At 46.5% G+C, this 26,668-nt stretch carries 25 protein-coding genes; 24 read left to right on the forward strand and 1 reads right to left on the reverse strand.

The window, feature by feature from the left end; translation table 11 throughout:
* Positions 1-21: 21 nt before the first annotated feature.
* From nrdR to ACGTIC_RS05645, 24 genes are all read left to right on the forward strand, one after another.
* Positions 22-489: a transcriptional regulator NrdR gene (nrdR, locus tag ACGTIC_RS05530; RefSeq protein ID WP_059076917.1), complete on the forward strand. Its 468-nt coding sequence runs from the start codon at positions 22-24 to the stop codon at positions 487-489.
* A gap of 18 nt (positions 490-507) precedes the next feature.
* Positions 508-1,989, forward strand: coding sequence for a D-glycero-beta-D-manno-heptose-7-phosphate kinase (rfaE1, locus tag ACGTIC_RS05535; protein ID WP_075582100.1), 1,482 nt, complete (start codon positions 508-510; stop codon positions 1,987-1,989).
* Positions 1,986-2,951 (forward strand): ADP-glyceromanno-heptose 6-epimerase, encoded by a 966-nt coding sequence (gene rfaD, locus ACGTIC_RS05540; RefSeq protein ID WP_059076919.1) that lies wholly within the window; start codon positions 1,986-1,988, stop codon positions 2,949-2,951. The genes rfaE1 and rfaD overlap by 4 nt, the downstream gene beginning before the upstream one ends.
* The gene (locus ACGTIC_RS05545; protein WP_059076920.1) at positions 2,948-3,469 is read left to right on the forward strand and encodes an HAD-IIIA family hydrolase; all 522 of its coding nucleotides are present in this window, start codon (positions 2,948-2,950) and stop codon (positions 3,467-3,469) included. Before rfaD ends, ACGTIC_RS05545 begins: the two co-directional genes overlap by 4 nt.
* Positions 3,456-4,484, forward strand: coding sequence for a glycosyltransferase family 9 protein (locus ACGTIC_RS05550; RefSeq protein WP_059076921.1), 1,029 nt, complete (start codon positions 3,456-3,458; stop codon positions 4,482-4,484). Before ACGTIC_RS05545 ends, ACGTIC_RS05550 begins: the two co-directional genes overlap by 14 nt.
* Complete coding sequence (locus ACGTIC_RS05555; RefSeq protein ID WP_113855006.1) at positions 4,481-5,539, forward strand: glycosyltransferase family 9 protein; 1,059 nt, start codon at positions 4,481-4,483, stop codon at positions 5,537-5,539. Before ACGTIC_RS05550 ends, ACGTIC_RS05555 begins: the two co-directional genes overlap by 4 nt.
* A gap of 73 nt (positions 5,540-5,612) precedes the next feature.
* Positions 5,613-6,194 carry an outer membrane beta-barrel protein gene (locus ACGTIC_RS05560; RefSeq protein ID WP_075582101.1) on the forward strand — a complete coding sequence of 194 codons (582 nt, stop codon included), beginning with the start codon at positions 5,613-5,615 and terminating at the stop codon, positions 6,192-6,194.
* A 494-nt stretch (positions 6,195-6,688) separates the two neighbouring features.
* Positions 6,689-7,138: a PaaI family thioesterase gene (locus ACGTIC_RS05565; protein ID WP_059076924.1), complete on the forward strand. Its 450-nt coding sequence runs from the start codon at positions 6,689-6,691 to the stop codon at positions 7,136-7,138.
* A complete protein-coding gene (locus tag ACGTIC_RS05570; protein WP_059076925.1) occupies positions 7,128-7,571 on the forward strand; it encodes a PaaI family thioesterase in 444 nt (147 codons plus the stop codon). The genes ACGTIC_RS05565 and ACGTIC_RS05570 overlap by 11 nt, the downstream gene beginning before the upstream one ends.
* A 50-nt stretch (positions 7,572-7,621) precedes the next feature.
* Positions 7,622-8,761, forward strand: a complete 1,140-nt coding sequence (locus tag ACGTIC_RS05575; RefSeq protein WP_059076926.1) for an acyl-CoA dehydrogenase family protein — start codon at positions 7,622-7,624, stop codon at positions 8,759-8,761.
* 257 nt (positions 8,762-9,018) lie between these two features.
* The gene (gene pheS, locus ACGTIC_RS05580; protein ID WP_059076927.1) at positions 9,019-10,044 is read left to right on the forward strand and encodes a phenylalanine--tRNA ligase subunit alpha; all 1,026 of its coding nucleotides are present in this window, start codon (positions 9,019-9,021) and stop codon (positions 10,042-10,044) included.
* 13 nt (positions 10,045-10,057) lie between these two features.
* Positions 10,058-12,484 (forward strand): phenylalanine--tRNA ligase subunit beta, encoded by a 2,427-nt coding sequence (gene pheT / locus ACGTIC_RS05585; RefSeq protein ID WP_113855005.1) that lies wholly within the window; start codon positions 10,058-10,060, stop codon positions 12,482-12,484.
* 234 nt (positions 12,485-12,718) lie between these two features.
* A complete protein-coding gene (gene tig, locus ACGTIC_RS05590; RefSeq protein ID WP_059076929.1) occupies positions 12,719-14,077 on the forward strand; it encodes a trigger factor in 1,359 nt (452 codons plus the stop codon).
* 20 nt (positions 14,078-14,097) lie between these two features.
* Positions 14,098-14,706 (forward strand): ATP-dependent Clp endopeptidase proteolytic subunit ClpP, encoded by a 609-nt coding sequence (gene clpP, locus ACGTIC_RS05595; RefSeq protein ID WP_113855004.1) that lies wholly within the window; start codon positions 14,098-14,100, stop codon positions 14,704-14,706.
* A gap of 21 nt (positions 14,707-14,727) precedes the next feature.
* Positions 14,728-15,954, forward strand: coding sequence for an ATP-dependent Clp protease ATP-binding subunit ClpX (gene clpX, locus ACGTIC_RS05600; RefSeq protein WP_059076931.1), 1,227 nt, complete (start codon positions 14,728-14,730; stop codon positions 15,952-15,954).
* Between the two features lie 115 nt (positions 15,955-16,069).
* Positions 16,070-18,382, forward strand: a complete 2,313-nt coding sequence (lon, locus tag ACGTIC_RS05605) for an endopeptidase La (protein WP_113855003.1) — start codon at positions 16,070-16,072, stop codon at positions 18,380-18,382.
* A complete protein-coding gene (gene yihA / locus ACGTIC_RS05610) occupies positions 18,382-19,014 on the forward strand; it encodes a ribosome biogenesis GTP-binding protein YihA/YsxC (RefSeq protein ID WP_113855002.1) in 633 nt (210 codons plus the stop codon). Before lon ends, yihA begins: the two co-directional genes overlap by 1 nt.
* A gap of 144 nt (positions 19,015-19,158) precedes the next feature.
* Positions 19,159-19,482: a thioredoxin gene (gene trxA / locus ACGTIC_RS05615; protein ID WP_070807759.1), complete on the forward strand. Its 324-nt coding sequence runs from the start codon at positions 19,159-19,161 to the stop codon at positions 19,480-19,482.
* A 79-nt stretch (positions 19,483-19,561) separates the two neighbouring features.
* Entirely contained in the window at positions 19,562-20,491 is a 930-nt protein-coding gene (locus tag ACGTIC_RS05620; RefSeq protein ID WP_059076933.1) for a glycosyltransferase family 2 protein, read from the forward strand.
* A 30-nt stretch (positions 20,492-20,521) separates the two neighbouring features.
* Positions 20,522-21,280, forward strand: a complete 759-nt coding sequence (locus ACGTIC_RS05625) for an NlpC/P60 family protein (RefSeq protein WP_059076934.1) — start codon at positions 20,522-20,524, stop codon at positions 21,278-21,280.
* A 116-nt stretch (positions 21,281-21,396) separates the two neighbouring features.
* Positions 21,397-23,997, forward strand: coding sequence for an alanine--tRNA ligase (alaS, locus tag ACGTIC_RS05630; RefSeq protein ID WP_257536660.1), 2,601 nt, complete (start codon positions 21,397-21,399; stop codon positions 23,995-23,997).
* A gap of 34 nt (positions 23,998-24,031) precedes the next feature.
* Positions 24,032-24,292: an IreB family regulatory phosphoprotein gene (locus ACGTIC_RS05635; protein ID WP_059076936.1), complete on the forward strand. Its 261-nt coding sequence runs from the start codon at positions 24,032-24,034 to the stop codon at positions 24,290-24,292.
* A gap of 7 nt (positions 24,293-24,299) precedes the next feature.
* On the forward strand, positions 24,300-24,716 hold the full coding sequence (gene ruvX, locus ACGTIC_RS05640) for a Holliday junction resolvase RuvX (RefSeq protein ID WP_059076937.1): 417 nt from the start codon (positions 24,300-24,302) through the stop codon (positions 24,714-24,716).
* Between the two features lies 1 nt (position 24,717).
* Positions 24,718-24,996, forward strand: a complete 279-nt coding sequence (locus ACGTIC_RS05645; protein WP_113855000.1) for a DUF1292 domain-containing protein — start codon at positions 24,718-24,720, stop codon at positions 24,994-24,996.
* A gap of 104 nt (positions 24,997-25,100) precedes the next feature.
* Here ACGTIC_RS05645 and ACGTIC_RS05650 read toward each other — a convergent pair whose 3' ends face one another.
* Positions 25,101-26,561, reverse strand: a complete 1,461-nt coding sequence (locus ACGTIC_RS05650) for a [FeFe] hydrogenase, group A (protein WP_059076939.1) — start codon at positions 26,559-26,561, stop codon at positions 25,101-25,103.
* Between the last annotated feature and the right edge of the window lie 107 nt (positions 26,562-26,668).

Here is a 26,668-nt window from a genome sequence, read left to right on the forward strand (position 1 = left end):
TACTCCTGGGAGGAACGAATTATGAGATGTCCATTCTGCAAAGGTGATGATACGAAAGTAACCGATTCGCGGGCAACGGATGACGGGAACGCTATCCGCCGCCGACGGGAATGTCTGAAATGCGGCCGTCGTTTTACGACGTACGAAATGGTAGAAGAAGTGCCGCTTATCGTGATAAAGAAAAATGGCAGCCGGGAATTATTTGACCGCAGTAAAATATTGAATGGCCTTCTCCGTGCCTGCAACAAACGGATGGTTACGCGGCAGCAGCTGGAAGAAATCGTCAATCGGGTGGAACGGGAAATACGCAATTCCCTTGTCCAGGAAGTTTCCAGTGTACATATCGGTGAACTCGTGCTCAATGAACTGAAACATGTCGATGAAGTCGCATATATCCGGTTTGCCTCAGTGTACCGCCAGTTTGCTGATCTGGATAGCTTTATGGCAGAACTGAAACGGCTGATGGGGTCCGACAAGAAGAAAGCATAACCCAGAAAAGGAGATATTATGACAGATCACTATATCGATAATTTTTTAAATGACGTACTACCTCATTTGCGGATTGCTGTCATTGGAGACATTATGGTAGACCGCTATGTATTTGGCAAGGTGGAACGCATATCACCAGAAGCTCCGGTACCGGTAAACCGTGTAGATCATATCAAATCAGTTCTCGGCGGGGCTGCCAATGTGGCATCGAATCTGGCTAATCTTGATTGCAATGTGTACCTGGCCGGACTGATTGGTGATGATGACAACGCACGCCTGCTGAGAAGCCTGCTCGATGAATCGGGCATCGATGGGTCCGGCCTGGTTGCCCGCAGTCATCATGCGACGACGACGAAGATGCGTATACTGGGAGCACGCCAGCAGATGGTACGCCTTGATTTTGAAGAGATTACACCTCTGGACGATCTGGAAACAGCAGAACTTGCGACCTGGCTTGACGTCTGCATCCACTCCGGTCTGGATGGAGTCATTTTATCGGACTATCATAAAGGCGTTCTGACTGATAAAGTTGCCAGACAAATCATTCGTACCGTAAAGGCTGCCGGCATTCCCATTCTCGTCGATCCTAAGGGCAAAGACTGGTCAAAATATGATGGGGCGGACTTTGTTACACCTAATATGAAGGAATTATCTGAATGCGCCGGATATGAAGTGGCCAACGAGGGCAGTGAAGTAGTTAAGGCCGCCATGGAACTGCATAAAAAATATGATTTTGCCAATCTGATGGTCACCCGTTCAGAAAAGGGGATAACCGTCGTCAGCCACGATGGCCGCGTCTGGAATAATCCGGCTACAGCACAGGAAGTATTTGATGTATCCGGTGCCGGAGATACGGTTGCGGCAGCGTTTCTGGCAGCTATTGCCGGTCATCTTTCTATTCGTACGAGCCTTCAGCTGGCAAACGCCGCTGCCGGTATCGTCGTCAGGAAGGTCGGTACATATCCGGTCCACCGCAGTGAACTAATCCAGCTCTGGACACAGTGGCAGCCCCCGCGCTGGTCCCCCTATACAGCACTGGACTGGGATCAGACAGCCCGGAAAATCCGCAGCTGGCAGGAACGGGGAGAAACGGTTGTTTTTACAAATGGCTGCTTTGATATCCTGCATCGAGGCCATGTATTGTATCTGCAGCAGGCGGCAATGCTGGGACAACACCTGATCGTAGGTTTAAATTCTGATGATTCTGTGCGCCGCCTGAAGGGACCGGCACGGCCTTTGGTGCGGCAGGAAGACCGGGCTGTCTTGCTGAATGCTCTCGGCTGTGTCGATGATGTCGTCATTTTTAATGAGGATACGCCTCATGATCTGCTTTCTGTCCTGAGACCAGACATTCTTGTCAAAGGCGGCGATTATAGGGCTGAAGATGTAGTCGGCAGGGAATTTGTTAAACGGGTTGAAATCATTTCTTTTGAAGAAGGGTACTCGACGACAGGTTTAGTCAATAAGATTGTTGATTTAGTAAAGAAGGGGATTCTATGAAAATTGTAACAGGTGGTGCCGGATTTATCGGCAGCAATATTGTAAAACAACTGAATAATCGCGGAATCGATGATATTCTTATCGTCGATGACCTGACGGACGGCCGTAAATGCCGTAATCTGCAGGGGTTATCTTTTTATGATTATATGGATTATGAAGACTTTGCCCAGGAAATGGCTGATGATACCTTTGATTGCGGATACATCGATGTAGTATTCCATGAAGGAGCCTGCTCCGATACGATGAATTACGATGGACGCTACATGATGAAAAATAATTATGAAGGCAGCAAAAATCTGCTCCGGTACTGCATGCAGCGCAAGATACCTTTTTTGTATGCTTCTTCTGCCTCTACCTATGGCAGTGGCAAACATGGCTTCCGTGAAACCCCGGAATGCGAACAGGCATTGAATCCATATGCATACTCCAAGCTTCAATTTGACCGTTTTGTGCGGCGCATGCTGCCCTTGTCAAAAGGACAGATAGTAGGTTTCCGTTATTTTAATGTATTCGGCCCCCAGGAAAATCACAAGGACCGTATGGCATCCCTTATCTATCAGAAGTATCATGAATTGCAGAAAACCGGAAAAATTACACTTTTTGAAGGCACTGGCGGTTTTGGCAATGGAGAACAGGTACGTGATTTTATTTATGTCAATGATGTAGTCAATGTAATCTTTTATTTCTGGGAACACCCGGAACTTTCCGGCATCTATAACTGCGGCACTGGTACGGGGCATACGTTCAATGATTTTGTCCACGGTATCATCGAATATTGCGGCAAAGGAACGATTGAATATGTTCCCTTTCCGGAAATCCTCAAGGGAAAATATCAAAGTTATACTCAGGCCGATACGACGAAACTGATGGCTGCCGGATATGACCGGGGATTCACACTGCTCCATGAAGCAGTGAAAGAATATTGCAGCATATTGGAAAAAAGTGACGGTTATTACGAATGAGACGGGCTGTTTTTCTGGACCGCGACGGCGTCCTGAATGTAGATACTCATTATCTGCACCGTATCAGTGACGTCATCTGGGTGCCGGGGGCAAAGGAAGCAGTATCATTACTGACTCGTCTGGACTATCAAATTTTTATCGTTACCAATCAAAGCGGGATTGCCCGCGGGTATTATACAGAATCAGATGTCCAGATACTGCACCAATGGATGTGCCAGCAAATATCTGAGGCTGGCGGCAGGATAACAGCTGTTTATTATTGTCCGTTTTTAGAAGGTGCACCTCTGGAGAAATATAATAAAAAAAGCGACTGGCGGAAACCGGCTCCGGGAATGGTGTTGCAGGCCGCCAGAGAGTATCACGTCGATTTGTCTCATTCATTTATGATCGGAGACGGCCTGCGCGATATAGAGTGCGCCCATGCTGCCGGGATAGACGGCTATCTCTTTCAGGGAGGGCGTCTTGATGACTTTGTCAGAGAAATTATAGAAATGAGGACACGTCATGAAGGACTATAAAAATATTCTGATTATCAAAATGAGTTCTCTTGGTGATGTACTTCATGCCCTGCCGACATTGTATGCCCTGCGTAAAAATTGTCCACAGGCCCGCATCGTCTGGGCCGTGCATCAGAATTTTTCCGCTGTTCTCCCAGGCAAACCCTATATTGACGATGTTATTTATATTGACAAGAAAAAGTTGAAAAGTTTCTCTTATCTGCGTGGGTTGCGAAAGAAGCTTCATGACTATCATTTTGACCTCTGCCTGGACTTGCAGGGACTGGCCAAAAGTGCCATTGTGGCCTGGTGTAGTGGTGCAAAAGAAAAGTATGGCTATTGGGAAATGAGGGAAGGAAGCTTTCTGGTTAGTAAAGGTCTGGCGGGTACTCATCAGTATGACCATGTCATTGAACGGTACCTGGATACAGTCCGGGTTCTGGGAGGCCGTGTTGATGAGATTGCATTTCCTCTCCCGTCCATTGAAAAAGAGAAAGGTATTATGAAGGAACGATTTAGGGCTTTAGGTCTTACCGGGCCTTATATAGCTGTTGTGCCCGGTGCCCGCTGGTCTGTCAAAGAATGGCCGTTGCCATACTGGACAGAATTCCTGAGGCGTGTAACAGCTTCGGGGATGGGAGCTGTTATTCTGGGCAGTGCTGATGACACAGTAAAAGGACAGGTCATTTCCCGGGATGCGGAGACCGGCATTTATGATTTTACGGGCAAGACCAGCCTGCGGGAATTGATGGCGGCTATTTCGTCATCCCGTTTATATATCAGTGCCGATACGGGGCCGCTCCATATAGCCAATGCCTTAAAAAAAGAATTGATTGCTTTGTTCGGTCCTACTTGTCCGGACAGGACCGGCCCGTATGGAGGTCCTGATAGTTCGTACATACACATGATTATTTCTCCTACATCCCAGGCGACCCCGGATCACCCCTTAGTCAATGATCCGGAATGCATGTCCCAGATTACCGTTGATACAGTGTGGCATACGTACATACAGGCGATAAAGAAGGTGAATGGATGATCAATCTTCGTCATAAAAAAATTATAGTAACATTTCTCATGCATCTCGGCGATCTGATTTTAATCACTCCTTTTCTGCAGGTGTTGCGCCGCCATGCCACAGGTTCTGATATCACCCTGGTCGTTGATGAAAAACTGGCCGATGTGGTCCGCTATAATCCTAATATCGATCACCTGGTAACGGTAGATAAAAAAGGAAAGGATAACTCTGTCGGTGCACTCTGGCACATTGGGAGGAATTTGCACCGCAATCATTATGATATCCTCATTAATCTTCATCCTAACGAACGGACCAGCTTTCTGGCGTTTGCCATACATGCCAGGGAATTTGATGGTATGAGTCATTTCCTGTTCCGCCCGTTCATGCACCGGTATACGCGGCTTGACAGGACGCACCTGCATGCGGCAGACATGTATATCAACGTATTGGAACAGATGGGGATAGAAGACCGGCGCAACGATGGCCTGCAATTTCTTACTTGCCCGGCATGGGAACAGACTGCCCATGAATTTTATGCCGCCCAGGGAGTGGAAACCGGTGATAAGCTCATCGGTTTTAATATTGGCAGTGCCGTTCCGCAGAAACGCTGGCCGCCCCGGCGCTTTGCATCAGTAGCTGATTATTTTAGTGAGAACGGATATCGATGTGTTTTCTTTGGAGGCCCTATGGACATCGATATGGTCCGGGAAGCGGCGGAGCTGATGAAATATCCTCCGGTCATTGCGACGGGAAAATTTTCGCTGGGAGAATTAGCGGCAGCCATCCGCTGGTGCTCGCTCTTTATTACTAATGACAGCGGGCCCATGCATGTCGCCGTCAGTCAGAAGGTCCCTGTCGTCGCCCTGTATGGACCGAGCAACCCGATGTTTTATGGTCCCTATACGGATAAGGCCATTGTCCTTGAATCGACAGACCACTATGAAGTTGGAAAAAGTATGAAAAAAATCATTAAGGAAGGAAAATATCAGGGAATTTCCGTTATTTCAGCAGCCCAGGTCATTGAGGCGGCAGAAGAACTGTTGCAACGGTATCCGCAACAGGTTGCTGCATTGTAATTGAAAAGGTTGTGCAAATAGCGTATAATGTAAACCATGAAGTAAATCTACGGACTAATCGGAGGTGTGATATATGAAGAAAGTAATGTTGATAGGTGCTCTTATTGCAGCTGTTTCCATAGGTTCTGTTGCCTGTGCCGCACCCAATAAAAATCCGCAGGCGGGAGATCTGAAAGCCAACGTCAATTACGGCTTTGATCAGAAAGAAGGAGGCCGCAGTGCCCATAGCCGCTTCAGTGGCGGAGACGTCACATACACGATCAATGATAAGGTGGATGTGCAGTACGTCAATAATTATACAAAGGGTGATGACGGGGATAAACTGAATGAACATTATTTACAGGGTGTGTACCGGTTTACTCCTTATGTCTCTGCCTATGGCGGCATGAGTTATGTCAAAGCCGATACTTATAGAGATCAGCATTTTTATGGCTATCAGGTCGGCTTGAAAGGGCAGATACCGATTGGCGAACGCTGGCAGGGATTTGCGTCAGTAGGCGTTGGTGATGATGTCAATTCCTATTCGGTCGGATTAGGATATGATATTACAAAAGACTGGGATGCTCATATCATGTACCGTCGCGCAGATATTGATGTCGACAATTATGATGATACGGTAAAAGGCTGGCAGATTGGGATGGGGTATAAATTCTAGATATCCTGTATGTGCCAGACCATTGTCCGGTTCGTGGGGAGACTGTCGTTGAGACAGTCTCTTTTTTCGTTGACAGTATCCTCTTCGACACGTATAATAACACGTGACATGTGCTGTGGTTGAAAGTCGATGTCAGTCGCAGACAAAGCGATCCACGTAAGGAATCCAAAGTGATTCTGATCATAGTGCGGCCTAGAAGTAAGTCCTGCCGTAACATGCGAGAGGGCTAGTAGTGGGGGATGATGTACATCTATGAGCGAACGTCCCAGCAGGCGAGTGTGGGGGTAAAGACCAGGTCAGACATGTCAGGGGCTGTCGCGCTGCGGCAGCTCTTTTGCATATACAGAGGCATAGTGTCTGCTACAGGTAAACGGAAAAAGCTGTTATAATTTCATTACATTTGTTTTGTAACGGAAAATCCGTTTGACGTTTAGAATGTCATATTGTACAATATAAAGGTATTTATTTCCAACAGTTTTTAGGAGGAGAGTCCCATGGATAAGGCGCGCATTGCAAAAATGGAAAGAGAATTACAATGCAATCCTTATGATAGATTCATGCAATTTCATGTTCTAAAAGCTGATGAAGATGATACGGAACTGGTGTTTCACAATGTAGGAACGAAATGGGGAAATCCCAATGGAACACTGTATGGTGGCGTTTTGTATTCTATGGCTGATTCAGCGATGGAAACGGCGTGTGCCGTTGCAGGAAAAGCTGTCCTGACGTTGGACCTTGCAATGAATTATCTGCGTCCGGCACTGGCGGATACGGTTATTTGTGCTAAGACCCACATTTTGCATAACGGCCGGACGACTATGGTAGTAGTCTGCGATTTTTATGATGACAGCGACCGCTATCTGGCACATGGCAAGGGGACGTACTTTGTTACCGGTGCGTACCAGTACCAGTCTGATAAAGGAGAAACGGCAGATGAAGGATGAACGGACAGAAATGTCAGATGTGCTGAAACGACGGGTGTTCAATATTCATCAGGGCGTTACACAGATTCCGTACTTCAAGAATCTTCCCTGTAAAATCCAGGATGTAGATGAAGGATGGGTACGTGTAGCTTTCGATATTACGCCGAATCTTTGCAATTATCGTGGTATAGCTGCAGGTGGCGTTCTGGCAGCTTTTTGTGATACGCTGATGGGAATGGCCAGTCGTTCATTAGGGTATCAGGTAACGACATTAGAAATTAACATGAATTACATCCGCCCTGTTCATCCGGGGCAGGATCTGATTGGCGTCGGTCAGGTCGTTCATCATGGCGGACGGACGATTGTAGCGGAATGTGAACTCATGGATGAAAACGGAAAAGTAGTGGTCAAAGGGCGTTCTTCTTTTTATATTCTACGCAAATATGATGATTAGAGCGTCTTTTGTGCGTGAACGTATTAAAAAAATGGAAGGTTGGTATCAATATGGATTTTGCTTTTAATGAGGAACAGCAGGAAATCATCAAGGTTGTCAGGGATCTGGTGCAGAAAGAAATCGTACCGTATGCAGGAGAAATGGATGAACAGGGGAAAATGCATGAAGGCCTGCTTGATAAACTGGCTGCTCAGGGACTCCTCGGCGTAGCCATCCCGGAAGAATTTGGCGGAGCCGGCCTTGACGCTATTACGATTGCTGCTATTTATGAAGAACTGGCCAAGGGATGTGCCGGAGTAGCGACGTCGGTTGCAGCTAATGCCCTCGCTTCCTATCCTGTCATCATAGCTGGTAATGATGAACAGAAAAAGCGCTATTTTGATATTATCAATGAAAATAATCTGGCTGCATTTGCCCTTACGGAACCCGGGACTGGCTCTGATGCCGGTTCTGTTTCCACCAGAGCTGTCAAGACGGAAGACGGCAGCGGATATGTGTTGAACGGAACAAAATGCTTTATAACAAATGGAGCTCTGGCAGAAGTATTCGTCGTATTCGCCAATACGCGTAAAACTCCGAGCATCCGCGGACTGACGGCGTTTATCGTGCGTAAGGGAACACCGGGATTTACTGTGGGAAAAGCAGAAAATAAAATGGGCATACGTGCTTCCAATACGACTGAACTGATTTTCCAGGACTGCTTTGTTCCGGTAGAAAATCGTTTGGGCCGGGAAGGTCATGGTTTCCGTATTGCCATGGAAACACTGGATGCGGCACGTCCCTTTGTTGGCTCCATTTCTGTCGGTATTGCTGAAGCGGCGTTCCGTGCCTGCAGTGAATACGCCAAAGTACGCGTTCAATTTGGCAAGCCCATTGCTTCCTTTGAAATGGTACAATCGATGATAGCCGATATGGCTATGAAAGTGGAAGGCGCACGCCTTCTTGTCCAGCGCGCATGCTGGATGAAAGACCAGGGCATGGAGTTCTCCCGGGAAGCAGCCATTGCTAAATGTAATGCTTCTGACGTTGCCATGCAGGTGACGACAGATGCCGTACAGGTCATGGGCGGATATGGCTATATCAAAGAATATCCTGTCGAAAAGTATATGCGTGATGCGAAAATCATGCAGATTTATGAAGGAACGAACCAAATTCAGAGATTGGTTATTGCAAATAAAACACTTTACTGATACAATATATCCATGCAAAACATGGCTATGAAGAAGAGAGTAGCACAGTAATCTGGTTACAGGGAGCGGTTGCCACCGGTTGAGAGCGCCGTGCCAGTTGTGCTGCACGTTCACTTTGGAGCTTCCTGTTGAAGATCAGTAGGCAGGACGGGTATTCCCGTTACAGGATACAGGAGTACAAATTAGGGTGGTACCGCGAATCAGACTTTCGCCCCTTGAGGGGTGGAAGTCTATTTTTTTTAGAGGAGGAGAATTCCATGATTAATGAAAAAATTGAAGCAATCAAGGCTGCTGTCAGCGAACAGATTGCCAGGAGCAAGGGACTCCAGGATGTCCAGGATATCCGCGTCAGATATTTAGGCAAAAAAGGTGAATTGACGGCTATCATGAAAGAAATGAAAAATCTGTCCAAAGAAGAACGGCCTAAAATTGGTCAACTTGTCAATTCAGCCCGGGCAGAAATCGAAGAACATCTGAAAGCCAGAATGAAGGAAGTCAAAGAACAGGAACTGGCGGATAAAATCCAGTCTGAAAAAATTGATATCACTCTTCCCGGCCGCAAACCGGTCATGGGACACGAACACATTTTGCATCAGACATTACGTGAAATGGAAGAATCATTCCTGCGCATGGGGTTTTCCATTGTCACAGGCCCGGATATCGAATCAGATTATTTTAATTTCAAATGTCTGAACCTGCCTGATGATCACCCGGCACGGGATATGCAGGATTCCATGTACGTCACAGACGACATCCTCCTGCGGACTCATACGTCGGGGATGGAAGCAAGGACTCTGCAGGCCCACAAGCCGAATGAACCGTTTAAGATGATTGCGCCTGGTAAAGTATACCGTTGTGACTATGATGCAACCCATTCTCCGATTTTCCATCAGATGGAAGGCATGATTGTGGATAAAAATATCCGCTTTTCTGATTTGAAAGGTATTCTGGAAGACTTTCTCCATGACATGTTTGGCGCCGATACGCGCGTCCGTTTCCGTGCCAGCTATTTTCCATTTACTGAACCGAGCGCGGAAGTAGACATTTCCTGTGTTATGTGCGGCGGCAGAGGCTGCCGGGTATGCTCTCATACGGGATGGCTGGAAATTCTCGGCTGCGGTGTAACTAACTGGGAAGAACTACGCTTAAACGGTTATGATCCCAAACAGGTAAATGCCTTTGCTTTTGGCATGGGCGTGGAACGTATTGCCATGCTGAAATATGGCATCGACGATCTGCGTTTGTTCTATGAAAATGATATGCGGTTCTTAAACCAGTTCTAGGAGGTTATACATAATGAAAAGTTCACTTCTTTGGATGCAGGATTATGTCGATGTAGACATGAATCAGGATATGCAGGCCTTTGCTGATACACTGACCATCGCTGGTATTCCCGTAGAACAGGTAGAATACTGGGGAAAAGATATAAAAAATGTCGTAACTGGCAAGATTCTGAAAATAGAAAAACATCCCGATGCAGATCATCTCGTCATCTGCCAGATTGATGTGGGAACAGAACAACTTCAGATTGTCACGGGCGCTTCTAACGTACGGGAAGGACAGATTGTCCCCGTTGCCGTTCATGGCGCTCATCTTCCAGGAGGCGTTAAAATCAAGCGCTCCAAACTGCGGGGCGTACCGTCCAACGGCATGCTTTGCTCTGCCCACGAATTAGGATTCGATGATAGTGTTCTCCTGCCGGAAGAACGGAGCGGAATCTGGATTCTTCCGGCGGATACGCCTGTCGGGGTCGATGCAGTCAAGTATTTACAACTTCGTGATGTTGTATATGAATACGAACTGACTGCCAATCGGGCCGATTGTTTTTCCATGGTCGGCTTATCACGGGAGTTTGCTGTATTGAGTGGGAAAACTGCCCGGTACCCGGAAATAACCGTTGCAGAAAATGATGAAACCATTGATGGCAAGGTGCAGATTTCTATTGATGATGAAGAATTATGCAACCGGTATACGGCCCGTCTTCTGACTCATATCAAAATCGGCCCTTCTCCGCTCTGGATGCAGCAGCGTCTGCGCAAGTCCGGAGTCCGTCCTATTAATAATATCGTCGATGCCACGAACTATACGATGATTGAATTGGGAATCCCTCTTCATGCCTATGATTATGACAAAGTAGCCGGGCGCCATCTCATTGCCCGCCGGGCGAAAGCTGATGAAGCAATGAAAACATTGGATGGTATAGATCGCACACTGAATGATAATATGCTGGTTATTGCCGATGAAGAAAAGCCCTGCTGCATTGCCGGCATCATGGGCGGATTCGATTCAGAAGTAACGGAACGTACGCAGACGGTCATCCTGGAATGCGCATCATTCAAAGGATCTAATATACGCCATACCGGCCGTATGCTGGGCCTTCGCTCGGAAGCTTCGGGACGGTTCGAACGCGGGCTGGATGCTGATAGCTGCATTAATTCCATTAATCGGTGTGCCCAACTTCTGCAGGAAATGGGAGCCTGTGACGTAGCCAAAGGAATCGTCGATGTCTATCCGCAGCAGCAAAAGACTACTTATATTACATTCACGGCTGACCAGGTCAACGCCTTCCTGGGAACGGATATTCCGGAAGAACAGATGATGCACATTCTGGAAACTCTTCAGTTTACTTTGCAAAAAGACGGTGATACGATTACGGCAACTGTGCCCAGCTATCGTGGAGACTGCACGGAAATGCCGGATATTGCTGAAGAAGTAGCCCGTATTTATGGCTATGAACATATTCCGTCTACACGTCCCTGGTCTGATATTACCGTAGGCGAACCGGGGTTTGAATATGATGTGACGGAGAAGATTTCCCGCATCCTTTGCAGCAGCGGTTTAAATGAAACTGTTACTTTCAGCTTCATGCATCCGGATCAGCTGAAAAAACTGTTATATAAAGATGGGGATCCGGTCTATCAGGCTGTGCCTATTATCAATCCTATAACGGAAGATTTCCCTCTTATGCGGACGACACTGATTCCTTCATTAATGGACGTCCTGGCCCGTAACCAGGCAGTCAAAAATCCGTCTGTGGGCATTTATGAAATAGCTCCTGTCTATATTCCGAAAGAACTTCCTGTAAAAGAACTTCCAGAACAGAAATTGTGTGTCAGCGGCCTTCTTTACGGTCTGCGCACTACAGGAGAATGGCCAGTACAAGCGTCGGACTACGATTTTTATGACGTTAAGGGCCTCGTAGAAGCGGTCCTTTCCGGACTTGGTATCCATGCGGATATTGAAGTATCTGATTATGCGCCGCTTCATCCTGGCAAGGCGGCCCGTTATGTGAAGGACGGCAAGGTTCTTTGTAATTTTGGCGAACTTCATCCGAAAGCTATGGATAATTATGATGTGACAGGCCCGGTATATATCTTTGAAATGTACATGGATGCTATCATGCCGTTCATCAATCTTATGCCTGATTACCATAAAGTTGCCAAATTCCCGGCTTCCAGCCGCGATCTGGCGTTCCTTGCGCCGGTTGACACAAGCAACCAGGCTATTCTCGATATCATCCGGGAAAAAGGCGGAGACTATCTTGAAGCCGTTCATCTCTTTGATTTGTACCAGGGAAAACAAGTTCCCCGGGGCTATAAGAGCCTTGCCTATAATCTGGTATTCCGCTCTGAACAAGGGACGCTGACCGACCAGGACATCCAGGCTCCTATCGATGCCATTCTGACTGATTTAAAAGAAAAATTAAATTGTGAATTGCGATAATCGCATAGAGATGTAATGAAATATGCCGTGATACTTATTTTGTACGTAATGACAACGGAGCTGTTAGTGGTGACAGCTCCGTTGTTCATTACGGCAGGAGTAGCATCAGAACTGGCATTGTAGGCCGTTTTGGCTGTTGTCAATCCCAGGGTTTTGTGATATGATGTAGAGCGTAGTATGGTGTTTTATAGATAATAAAAAGGGTATTATACCCATAAGGAGGACATACTAATAATGAACGTAACAGTAAATGAAGTTGATCAGCACAAAGTAACACTGCACATCGAAGTACCGGCAGCCGAAGCAAAAAAAGGCGCTGCTGCAGCTGTAAAGAATCTCGCTAACAAAGTAAATATCCCGGGCTTCCGTAAAGGTAAAGCTCCGCGTATGATACTGGAAAGTTTCCTCGGCAAGGATGTTGTCAAAGAAGAAATCAAAGAAGCGATTATTACAAAGGCGTATAATGATGCCCTGAATGAAAAAGAAATCGTTCCTGTAACCGATCCGGATATTAAGGTCATTGAAGAAGAAAAAGGCAAAGACTTTGTCTTTGATGCTACGCTGACTAAGAAACCGGAAGTAAAACTGGGTGAATATAAAGGTATTAAAGCAGCCCGTGAAGCCGCTGAAGTAACGGATGAACAGGTAGCCGCTGAACTGGCAAAACTGCAGAAAGCTCATTCCAAGCTCGTCGTTGCCCCGGAAGGTACGGAACTGTCTAAAGATGATTTTGCTATTATTGATTTCAAAGGCACGGTTGATGGAGAAGCTTTTGAAGGCGGCGAAGGAAAATCCTATCCGCTCCAGATCGGTTCCGGCAGTTTCATTCCCGGATTTGAAGATCAGCTCATCGGTTTAAAAGCCGGCGATGAAAAGGATGTCAAAGTGACATTCCCGGAAGATTATTTTGAAAAGAAACTGGCTGGCAAAGAAGCTGTATTCGCTGTTAAGGTCAATGATGTAAAACGCAGTGAAGTTCCGGCCATTGATGATGAATTTGCAAAAGAAGCCGGCAAATTTGACACTCTCGACGCACTGAAGGAAGATATCCGCAAACGGCTGGAATCACAGGCTCACTTCCAGGCTGTAGAAAAGTTTAATTCCGATGTCCTCAAAGCAGCTGTCGATAATGCAGAAGTCGATATCCCCGATGTCATGGTGGATACGAAAGTCGATCAGATGATCGATGAAATGGCTATGCGCCTGGAAACTCAGAACATGTCCCTTGACGATTATCTCAAATACACCAATACGGATATGGACAAATTGAAAGAACAGTATCGTCAGCCGGCGTCCGAAAACGTCAAAATGGATCTGGTACTGGAAGCCGTTGCCAAAGCAGAAAATATCGAAGTCAAGGATATCGATCTCCAGGCTGAAATCTTTACGATGGCTCAGAACTTCGGTGCTGATCCGAAAGAAGTATACAAGATTATCATTAAGGAAAGACGCGTTCCCATGCTCGTTCAGTCCGTCGGCCGTAAAAAGGCTGCCAGCTTCATCCTGAAGAATGCAATCGATACGAACGCTAAAGAAGAAAAAGCGGAAGAACCACAGGTAGAACAGGTTAAAGCAGAAGAACCGGAAGCGTAAGAACGCGAGGTGTAGTCATTATGAAAATGGCATATGTACCGATGGTCGTTGAACAATCGAGTCAGGGCGAACGGAGTTATGATATTTACTCCCGGCTCCTGAAAGACCGCATTATTTTTCTCGGCGGCCCCATTGAAGATGTGACGGCCAATATTGTAATTGCCCAGCTCCTTTTCCTGGAAGCTGAAAATCCTGACAAGGATATCCATTTGTATATCAACAGCCCTGGTGGTGTCGTTACTGCCGGCATGGCTATTTATGATACGATGCAGTACATTAAGCCGGATGTTTCGACTATTTGTGTAGGTTCTGCTGCCAGCATGGCTTCTGTCCTGCTGACGGCCGGGGCTAAGGGCAAACGGTTTGCCCTGCCCCACTCACAGATTATGATTCACCAGCCTTTAGGCGGCGTGCAGGGTCAGGCGACGGAAATCGAAATTCACGCCCGTGAAATCCTGCGCATGCGCAAAGAATTGAATGGCTTATTATCTCTGCATACGGGGCAGCAGCTTGACGTCATCCAGAAAGACACGGAAAGAGATAATTTCATGACGGCCGAAGAAGCAAAAGCATATGGCCTGATTGATGAAATACTGGCCCGTCCGAAAGATGACCAGGCAGGCAAGTAATGGCTGCTATAGGAGGAATACGTGGATAGAGACAGAACAGATGAACCGAGATGCAGTTTCTGTGGCCGTACCCAGAATGAAGTCCAGAAACTGATATCTGGTCCAGGCGTATATATTTGTGATGAATGTATTAATGTCGCGCAGCATATTCTGGAGGAAGAAACAAAGGAAGAATCTCCGGAGTTTCAATTGAAGGAACTGCCGACGCCTCATGAAATCAAGAAAACCCTTGATGAGTATGTCATCGGGCAGGACGCAGCGAAAAAGACATTGTCTGTCGCAGTATATAACCACTACAAACGGCTTCAGTCGAATGATGTCGATGATGATGTGGAATTACAGAAGTCCAACATCATCATGGTCGGGCCTACAGGCAGTGGCAAAACATTGCTGGCACAGACTCTGGCCCGTCTTCTGGAAGTGCCCTTTGCCATAGCTGATGCGACAAGCCTCACCGAAGCCGGTTATGTCGGTGAAGATGTTGAAAACTGCCTGCTCAAGCTGATTCAGGCAGCAGATTATGACATTGCAAAAGCCGAACGGGGTATCATATATATCGATGAAATAGATAAGATTGCCCGTAAATCGGAAAACCCGTCTATTACCCGTGATGTATCCGGTGAAGGAGTACAGCAGGCATTGCTGAAGATACTGGAAGGAACCGTTGCCGGTGTCCCGCCTCAGGGAGGACGTAAACATCCGCATCAGGAAATGTTGCAGATCGATACGACGAATATTCTCTTCATATGCGGAGGGGCTTTCGATGGTATTGATAAGACTATCCTCAACCGTACATCAGATAAAAACATGGGGTTTGGCGCAGAAATCCATTCTAAAAATGAAAAATCCATGGAAACATTGCTGAAAGAAATTATTCCGGCAGATTTGCAGAAGTTCGGGCTGATTCCCGAATTAGTCGGCCGTCTTCCCATCCTGGTTACATTAGACCCGCTCGATGAAGATGCCATGGTACACATTCTTACAGAACCTAAAAATGCGCTTGTCAAGCAATATCAAAAGATGCTGGAAATGGATCATGTCGCTCTGACATTTAAAGATGATGCTCTGCGGGCTATTGCTAAAGAAGCAATGCGCCGTAATACAGGTGCCCGTGGGCTGCGTTCCATTATTGAACGTATCATGCTCAATGTCATGTTTGATGTGCCTAGCCGTAAGGATGTCCGTGAGTGCATTGTCACGGCTGACTGCGTTACAAGCGGCGCAGAACCTAAGCTCATAACAGCATAGGAAACAGATATGTTTAGTTGATAACACTCATTTCTTCCTTGCAGGGAATGAGTGTTATTTTTCCATTTTAAGAATACCAAAATAGTGAATATTTGTAAGCGAGAAGGTGAGTATTATGGACAATTCGATTTTAACCTTGCCGTTTGTCCCGCTCCGGGGCATTGTAGTTTTTCCTAAATTGCTCAGTAATATAGATATTGGCAGAGAAAAATCACTGGCTGCTGTCGATTATGCAATGGAACACGACCGGTTGATGATCGTTTCGGCGCAGTTGGATGAGGATGAAGAAAACCCCGGCTTTGATGGGATTTATCAGATTGGTACGCTGGTGAAAATTCAGCAGCTTCTCCGTCTTCCCGGTGGTATTGTACGCATCCTGGCAGATGGCATATCCCGCGTTGAAATACGAGGATATGCGGATAAAAAAAACTATACGGAAGTGGCGGCTGTAAAAATACAAGATGAATATACCGGATCCAATGAAAATGAGGCACTACGCCGTCTGATGCTGCATCGATTTACGGACTGGCTCGACAATTTAAAAGGTAATGACGAGCTGAAAGAGAAAGCAGAAGCCATACAGGATGCCGGAACTCTGGCCGATTTTATAGCGGCTCAGCTTCCACTTCGGCTGGTTGCGCGTCAGCAGATGCTGGAAATCTACGATGTCAGCCAGCGTATGCGCCGTGTATGCGGGCTTCTTGATACGGAAGTCGATATTGCCAGCCTTGAGTCAAAACTCAATATGGAAGTCCGTGGCAAAATGGACCAGCAGCAGAAAGAATATTATCTCCGTGAGAAAATTAAAGCGATCCACAAAGAACTTGGGGACAAATACGATAAGGATACGGAAGTAGAAGAATTGCGGGAAAAAATCCGCAAGATGAAACTGAATAAAGAAATCGAAGATGTCATGCTGAAAGAAGTAGACCGTCTCGATTCAATGCCGCCGATGATGGCGGAATCTGCCATCATCCGTTCCTATCTTGATTGGATGATGGAACTGCCTTGGAAAAAGGAAACAAAAGACCGCCTGGATCTTAGTCTGGCTCAGCAGATTCTGGACGAAGATCATTATGGACTTACGAAGATAAAAGACCGGATCATCGAATATCTTGCTGTCCGTCAACTGACAAAAAGTCTTAAAGGCCCCATCCTTTGTTTTGTAGGACCTCCCGGAACAGGTAAAACGAGCATCGCCCGGTCTATCGCCCGGTCCATGAACCGCAAGTATGTCCGTATTTCTCTCGGCGGCGTACGTGATGAAGCAGAAATACGCGGTCATCGCCGTACGTATATCGGGGCTCTTCCGGGACGTATCATCGCCGGCATGAAACAAGCAGGAACGAAAAATCCGGTGTTCCTGCTTGATGAAATTGATAAAATGACATCGGATATGCGCGGTGATCCGTCATCGGCTCTGCTGGAAGTTTTGGATCCGGAACAAAATAATACTTTCAGCGACCATTTTATCGAAGTGCCTTTTGATCTTTCTAAAGTCCTCTGGATTACGACGGCCAATGTCATCAGTGATATTCCCCGGCCATTGCTGGATCGCATGGAGGTCATTGAATTTACCAGTTATACAGAGGAAGAAAAATTACAGATTGCCAAACGCTATCTGGTACCGAAACAGCTGAAGGAAAATGGTCTCCAGCCGGGACAGGCCAAGTTCAGCGATGCCGTACTGCGCCATATTATCCAGGATTATACCCGTGAATCAGGGGTACGTACGCTGGAAAAGACGATTGGTACAGTCTGCCGCAAAGTAGGTAAGTCCCTGCTCCTGGAAGAAGATAAGCCGCTCACTGTAACGGTACGGAACCTCGAAAAAATTCTTGGACCGGCCAAATTCCTCCCGACAGAAGTCTGCAAGACTGATGAAGTCGGCCGCGTAACCGGTATGGCCTGGACACAGGTAGGGGGAGAAGTCCTGGAAACAGAAGCGGCAGCAGTCAAGGGAAAGGGCAGCCTTCTTTTGACAGGTCAGCTGGGTGATGTCATGAAAGAATCAGCAGAAGCCGGTATGACGTATATCCGCAGCCGGGCAGACGAATTGGGACTGGCTCCTGACTTCTATGCTACGACAGACATTCACATTCACCTGCCGGAAGGAGCTGTTCCCAAGGACGGACCGTCAGCGGGTATCACTATGGCTACGGCTATCGCTTCAGCACTTACGGGACGCAAGGTACATCATGATCTTGCCATGACTGGTGAAATCACATTGCGTGGGACGGTACTTCCCGTAGGAGGTATAAAGGAAAAAGTAATTGCAGCCCATCGGGCGGGCATTCATAAGATTCTTTTGCCGGAAGAAAACAAACGTGATATGGCCGATGTCCCCCAGACTGTCAAGAAGGACGTGCAGTTCGTTTTTGTTCATCATATGGATGAAGTGCTCAGTCAGGCACTGGTGACGCCATAATGGACCATGGCAGCCTGCAGATCATACGCCCGGCTTATAAATCATCGGCCGTACGGTCGGATCAGTATCCCCAGGGAAATATTCCGGAAATTGCCTTTTTAGGCCGATCTAATGTGGGGAAATCCAGTCTGATCAATTCATTGTGCCAGCACCGCGGCCTTGCACGGGTGAGCGGCGCTCCCGGTAAGACACAGACCATCAATTATTTTCAGGTACTCCTTCAGGAAAAAAGAGAGGAGGAGGAAACGCGCCGGCAACTTTACTTTGTCGATCTTCCCGGATACGGATATGCCCGTACTGGTGGCAGGAACCGGCAGTTGTGGAGTCATTTTATCGGCGAATATATTACATCCTCACCTAACCTTCATCTGCTCTTCCTGCTTGTCGATCTGCGCCATCCGGACCTTCCTATTGACAGGGAGGCCTATACATGGCTGGCCGATAACGAAGTTCCTCTGCAGATCATAGCAACGAAAGCGGATAAACTGAAGAAAAACGAACGGGTTCGCAATCTGGCGCAGATACAGAAACTGTTCCCGACGGCTTTCCCGCCCATTGCGTATTCTTCGCTGAAACAGGAAGGGCGCAATGACGTACTGCATACTATCTATGAAGCCGTTACAGATGACTGATTAACACGAAAGACCGGATATCATTCAGACAAGATGAAAGATATCCGGCCTTTTGTCATCCTGTCTCATACGGGCTGGAAAGAAACACTGCTTTCTGCTATAATGAGAGTGGTTTTGTATAGCGTTTTATAGGAGGGACCTTTTATGGCCATTGTTTCACTCGACAATGAGTCGGCATTTACCTTGCGTGTCCTGCACAAAAAGGGAGTCGTAATCGTCGATTTCTGGGCGCCCTGGTGCGAGCCCTGCAAAATGATACGTGCTGAGATACAGCGGGCTGCTGAAGCTTTTGAAAATCAAGTGGAAGTGGTACGGGTCAATGTGGATGCATTTCACAGCCTGGCAGAAAAATACGATATTATGGCGATTCCGACATTGCTTTTCTTTAAAGATGGCAAACCCGTCAAACGGATAATCGGATATGCATCAGAAGATGAAATCAGAAAATTTTTGGCAACACTCGTCTGAAAACGACCCCTGTTTTGACAGTAAAAACGTTAGGATGGTATAATTAAGAGTGAGCTTATTTAATTTAGAAGAAAAAAAAATGTTATCTGTTGTCGTTCCCGTATTCAATGAACAGTTAAATATTGAAAAGTTTTATGAAGAGGCGACAAAAGCAATACAAAACCTGGATATGGATTATGAACTTATTTTTGTCGATGATGGGTCCAAAGATACGACGCCTCTTATTCTCAGCCGGCTGACCGAACAAGATGATCATGTCCGTGCGCTGATACTGGCACGGAATTTTGGGCATCAGCTCGCTATTACGTGCGGTATGGATTATGCCCAGGGGGATGCTATCATTACTATGGATGGTGATATGCAGCATCCGCCAGCCATGATTCCTGATCTGGTGCAGAAATGGCGGGAAGGATTCGACGTTGTTCAGACCGTGCGCAAGGGAACCGATGATGCCGGGTTTTTAAAGCGGCTGACATCTAAGTGGTATTATATTCTGCTGAACGCTCTTTCTCCCGTCCATATTACTCCCGGCGGATCAGATTTCCGTCTCATCGACCGGAGAGTGCTGAACACGTTCCGGCTGTTTCGTGAACATGACCGGTTTATCCGGGGCATGATGGGGGATATCGGTTATAAGCAGACTACCATTGATTTCGTCGCTCCCCGCCGTTTTGCGGGAAAATCGAAATTCTCCGGCCGCAAAATGCTGCATTTTGCTCTGGACGGTATTACTGCTTTTTCAAAGACACCTCTTCGTATTTCCTTTTATGCCGGTCTTTTGAGCGGTCTGCTGAGTATTGTCATGATTGTTCATGCTCTGTACAGTCATCTGACGGGAACAGCAGCTCCGGGATGGACAACTACGACGATTATGGTTTGTCTCGTAGGCGGATTGCAACTTATTTTTTTAGGTGTCATTGGCGAATATATCGGACGTATCTTCGAAGAAGTCAAGCAGCGTCCTTTATACTGGCTGCGGGCTGAGTTAGGACATAAGAAGCGGCCTTAAAGAAATGGCGTTATTTTGAGAGGTGTTTATATGAGGCATATGGTACATCGTTTACTAGTATTCACGCTACTTTTTTCGGCAGTTATTCTGCCTGCCGGTGCATATAACATAGGTGACCGGGGTGTGCAGGTCCTGAAGATACAGAAACAGCTTGTGAAATACGGATACCCCATTGGCACAGACGGCATTTATGGAAATGAAACGGCCCGGGCAGTACAACGATTTCAGGCAGATAAAGGACTGGATATGGATGGCATTGTCGATAGTAAGACCTACAAGAAGCTTTTAGGTTCATCGATGCCAAAAAGCGAGGCTAAACGGGCTGAAAAGGCAAAGTCAGAAACGGTTGCCATGAAAACGAAATATCCGAGCAATCGGAATTATAAAGAGTATTCCAAAATCAAAAAGTTTACAAGTCATGATGTAGTGGGAGACCGCTTAGTATCGACGGCCAATAAATATGTAGGTGTGCCATATGTTTTTGGAGGAAACACACCGAGCGGATTCGATTGCTCAGGGTTTACACGGTATGTTTTTTCACATAATGGTATCCATCTGCCTCGTATGGCTGATGAACAATACCGTATCGGTTCGACTGTATCACGAAGCGAACTGATTCCTGGCGATCTCGTTTTCTTTTCGACGTATGAGCCAGGTGCCTCTCATGCAGGTATTTATGTCGGCGATAATCAGTTTATCAGTGCTACGAGCAGTGGCGGCATCCGCATTGACAGTATGGATAGCAGCTATTGGGCTTCCCGTTATGTGGGAGCCAGACGAGTACGCTGAAAATAAATCTACTAGCTCTTTTATGGCAAAAAGGTTGCCCAACGGGAAGTAAAAAGCGTATAATCTGAGTCATACCAAAAGCTAAGACTGAGGGAGTGTTTGAAATTATGAAGTATATGACGGGAAATGAAATCCGTAAAGCCTATCTGGAATTTTTCAAAAGTAAACAGCATCTGATTTTGCACAGTTTTCCCCTGATCCCGGAAAACGACCCGAGCCTGTTGCTCATCGGTGCTGGTATGGCCCCGTTAAAACCGTATTTTACAGGTAAACTCGTACCGCCTTCTTACCGGGTTACGACGAGTCAGAAATGTATCCGTACAGATGATATAGATAATGTAGGCCGCACTGCCCGCCATCATACGTTTTTTGAAATGCTCGGCAACTTTTCCTTTGGCGACTACTTCAAGAAAGAAGCTATTTCCTGGGCCTGGGAATTTCTCACGAAGGTTATCGAACTGGACCCGGATAAGTTGTATGTAACTATTTATCCGGACGATAAAGAAGCGTATGATTATTGGCATAATATGATTGGCCTGGCTGATGAACGCATTTTCAAATTTGACGATAATTTCTGGGAAATCGGTGAAGGTCCCTGTGGTCCGGACAGTGAAATTTTCTATGACCTTGGTCCGGAACGGGGCTGTGGCAAACCGACCTGTACTGTAGGCTGTGATTGCGACCGGTATCTGGAAATTTGGAATCTTGTCTTTACCCAGTATAATCGTACAAAAGATGGGAAATATGAACCGCTGGCCAAGAAAAATATTGATACAGGCTGTGGACTGGAACGGCTGGCTTCCGTCATTCAGCAGAAAGAATCGAATTTTGAAACCGATCTGATATTCCCTATTATCGAAAAAGTCATTGCAATCAGTGGTGGTGATTATTCCCAGCCTGATCAGAAAATGGCCATGAAAGTCATTGCTGACCATATCCGGGCTATTACGGTGATGATCAGTGATGGCATCCTTCCGAGCAATGAAGGGCGTGGCTATGTACTTCGCCGTATTCTCCGCCGGGCAGTCCGTTACGGCCGGCTCCTGGGAATTGACCATCTGTTCCTCAGCTCTCTCGTCGATACGGTTATAGATATCCTCGGCGTAGAGTATCCGGAACTTAAACAATATGAAAGCCTTATTAAAAGAGTCATCGATACGGAAGAACGCCAGTTCAGCGCTACTCTGGCACAGGGACTGGACTTGTTGCATCAGATGATGGAAGAAGCTAATGACACGAAAATCCTTGCGGGCAGTGAAGTGTTTAAACTTTACGACACGTTTGGCTTCCCTGTTGAATTAACGGAAGAAATTGCTGCAGAAAAAGGATATACGCTCGACATGGAAGGCTTTAAAAAAGCCATGAAAGAACAGCAGGAACGTGCCCGTGCTGCCCGTACGAAAGTATCAGCAAAGGTAGCCGTACCGGATACGACAAAACTTGATCAGGATACTCTGATAAATGATGCGGAAGCCGTAAACGGACATATTGTCATGATTGGCCGGGAAGGGGTAGAAGTGCAGCAGGCCGGGGATGGAGAAGAAGTTACGATTATTCTTGATTCTAATCCGTTCCATGCTGAAGGAGGAGGCCAGCTCGGCGATACGGGGATATTAAAAGCCCCGGAAGGATCGGTGCGCGTAACAGATGCCAAGGCATTGCCTAATGGCCTGGTATATCTTATCGCATCGGTAGCAGAAGGTCAGATCCAGACTGGCGATGCCGTAGATATCACTGTAGATAAAGCACGGAACCTGGCAATTGCCCGTAATCATACGGCGACGCACCTGCTCCAGGCTGCACTGCGAAAGGTTCTGGGGAATCATGTCAATCAGGCTGGCTCGCTGGTAACGCCGGAACATCTGCGTTTTGATTTCACAAACTTCTCCCCCGTTTCAGCAGAAGAACTGGAAAAAGTAGAAGCACTGGTCAATGAAGAAATATTGAAAAATGTACCGGTTACTATTGAAGAAATGGCCTTGCAAGAAGCAAAAGAAAAAGGTGCCATGGCATTATTTGGCGAAAAGTATGGGAATCGGGTACGTGTCGTTTCAGTCGGTGATTTCAGCTGTGAATTGTGTGGTGGATCCCATGTAACCAACACGGCTGTCATCGGCTCCTTCCGGATTCTTTCTGAAACAGGTACAGGAACAGGAGTACGCCGCATAGAAGCCGTTACGGGGGCAGCAGCTCTTGAAAAAGCCAAAACCGATGAAGCAGTCATCCGCAATCTGGCGGCTTTATTGAAAGTCAAGGCTGACGATGTAGCAGTAAAAGTAGGTCATCTCCTGGGGCAGCTTAAAGACACGGAAAAAGAATTGCAGCAACTTAAAAAAGATGCTGCCCTTTCCAACCTCGATGCGATTTTGGCCAGCCGGGAAGAAATAGAAGGCATTCCTGTCATTGCGGCAGCTGCCCAGACCGATTCGATGGATAGTCTGCGTGAACTGGCAGATACAGTACTGGCTAAGTCGGGTCATGGCGTAGTTCTCCTGGCTTCCGTAGCGGATGGCAAAGTGCAGTTTGTCTGCAAGGTAGATAAAGGCGATACGAAAAAGGGCCTTCATGCTGGAAAAATCATTAAGGCGGCAGCCCAGGCTGCTGGCGGAAATGGCGGTGGCCGCCCTGATATGGCACAAGCTGGCGGTAAACAGCCTGAACAGGTTGATGCGGCACTTCAGGCAGGTAAAGACATGGTCAAGAATCTACTGGGATGATGTCCTGCCATCATAAATAAAGGATGTGACAAACATGGCAATTAGTGATGAAACGATGATCGTAAAAAACAGAAATGAGGAACAGACCGTTGCTTCCATGATTTTGGAAGACGTGTACCACGCTCTGGAAGAGAAAGGGTATAATCCTATTAATCAGATTGTTGGATATCTCCTTTCTGGCGATCCCACGTACATTACGAGTCATAATAATGCTCGCAGTAATATACGCCGTATTGAACGGGATGAATTGATTGAAGAATTAGTTCGTTCTTATGTAAAACAGCGTAATTTATAGGAGGCATATGAGAATTTTAGGCCTGGATGTAGGCTCGCGCACTATTGGTGTTGCTTGCAGCGATCCCTTATTGCTGACAGCACAAGGGATGGAGACAATAAGGCGGCAATCGCAAAAAAAAGATTTTGCCCGTCTGAAAGAAATTATTAAAGAAAAAGATGTACATCGCGTCGTCGTCGGCAAGCCGCGGCATATGAATGGCGATTACAGCGAAAACATGGAGAAGATTGAACAATTTGTCTCAGAATTGAAAAAAGTGCTCCCCGAAATGGAATTTGTTTACTGGGATGAACGCCTGACAACCGTCATGGCGACACAGGTACTGATGGAAGGAAATGTGCGCCGGGAAAAGCGGAAACAATTCGTTGATAAGATGGCGGCAGTTCTGATTTTACAAAATTATTTAGATGCTCAGGGAGGATAATATGGCAGAAGACATGTTGGAAGAAGTCGAAGTGATTACTGTAACAGGTGATGACGGACAAGAAGAGTATTACTCAGTGGATGTGACAATTCCCTATGCGGGCAAGGAGTTTGCCGTACTCGTCCCGTATAGTGAAGAAGAAGATAGTCCTGCTGAAGGCGATGCCATCATAGCACGCCTTGATGAAGAAGACGGAGAAACAGTGTATGTGGCTCCGACAGATGAAGAATTTGAAGCAGTACTCCATGCATACGACAAGTTAGTCGAAGACGAACCGTAACGATGATAAAAAAGCTGTGCATGCTAGTCCCTGCCGGACTAGCATGCACAGCTTTTTGCATCTTTTGCTTTTATGTATTTTGTTTATATTTGGAATATACAAAATCAGACGGCATTATTCGTATGAGGTTTGAAGCGTGTTGATGACGGATTCGTTTCAGGCGTCAGATTTTTCATTTCGCCAAGATCATCACTGCGGTCAGTAAAATAGGTGTGAAGCATCATTTCAGCCCGTTCAGAAAGTGGTTCTCCAAGGAATTGTTTGTACAAATCCTGAATTTCCGGATTTTCCCAGCTGGCTTTATATGTCGCATCCACATCGCTTTGATAGAGAGAATCCATTCGTGCCTGTTGCACTTTCTTCACTTGCGGCAATTTAACTTTCGGCTGTCCGCCACCACCTATGCAGCCGCCAGGGCAGGCCATGACTTCGATAAAAGAATAGTTTTCAAAGTCTTCCGCGGCGATGAGTTCATCCAAAAATTTACGGGCATTGCCCAATCCGCTGATGGCAGCGACATGGATGACAAAATGACCAAAAACAACGGAAGCTTTTTTTACACCATCCAGACCACGTACCGGTTCGAAAGGAATAAAATCATCAGGAGCCTTACGACCGGTAAAGAAATAATATGCCGTACGAATGGCTGCTTCCATGACGCCGCCACTGTTACCAAAAATACGGCCACCACCAGTTGATTCACCAAAAACTTTGTCAAAATCACTATCGGCGATGCCAGTGAAGTCCAATCCTTCTTCCTGAATCCATTGAGCCAGTTCACGGGTTGTGATTGAAATATCCGTGTCCCGCAGTTCAGGGATATTCCAGAAATCTGCCGACGCATTCAATTCCGGACGGCGTATTTCAGCTTTTTTAGCTGTACAGGGTGCTACATCTACAATGACGACCTTTTTAGGATCGAGGTTGTTGTTTTTAACGAACCAGGTCTTCATAGCGGCACTCATGATGCTGATAGGACTCTTGGTCGAAGACAGATGAGGAATGAGATCCGGGTAAAATGTTTCCAGAAACTCAACCCAGGCAGGGCAGCAGCTGGTAAACTGAGGAATAGGAATTTCTTCTGACTGAAGCCGGTGCAGTAATTCCATGGCTTCTTCCATGATGGTCATATCAGCACCAAAGTCTGTATCGAAAACATAATCAGCACCAAGCGCACGCAGGGCACCTACCATTTTTCCTTGTACAAATGCACCAGGTTCCATGCCAAAAGCTTCACCGAGACCGACGCGGACGGCAGGAGCCGTCTGGAACATGACAATCTTGTCGGGGTCTTTGATAGCAGCTTTCACCTTATCCAGATCAGATACTTCTGTGATAGCACCGAAAGGACATACGGCGGCACATTGCCCGCAATGGACGCAAATGGGCATATCTCCCGTACTTTCCAGATTATAATAATCCATGACAGTCTGTGTGTTTGCGCACGTGCGGCGGCATAATGTACAATTTTTACACTTACTTTCGTCAAATTGTACAGAACAATTGTGTTCATCAATAGGGACACGGCGCTGCGTTTCCTTGAATCTGCTTTGAAATGTAGGCATTTTTCTCTCCTTATTGAATGATTATAACTTATTGATAATTAAATGATTTTTTTCACAATCTATTACATATAGGATAATACAAAATACCACATTTTTCCATTATTTTT

This window comes from Megasphaera hexanoica (genome assembly GCF_043520715.1).
GTDB lineage: Bacteria > Bacillota > Negativicutes > Veillonellales > Megasphaeraceae > Megasphaera > Megasphaera hexanoica.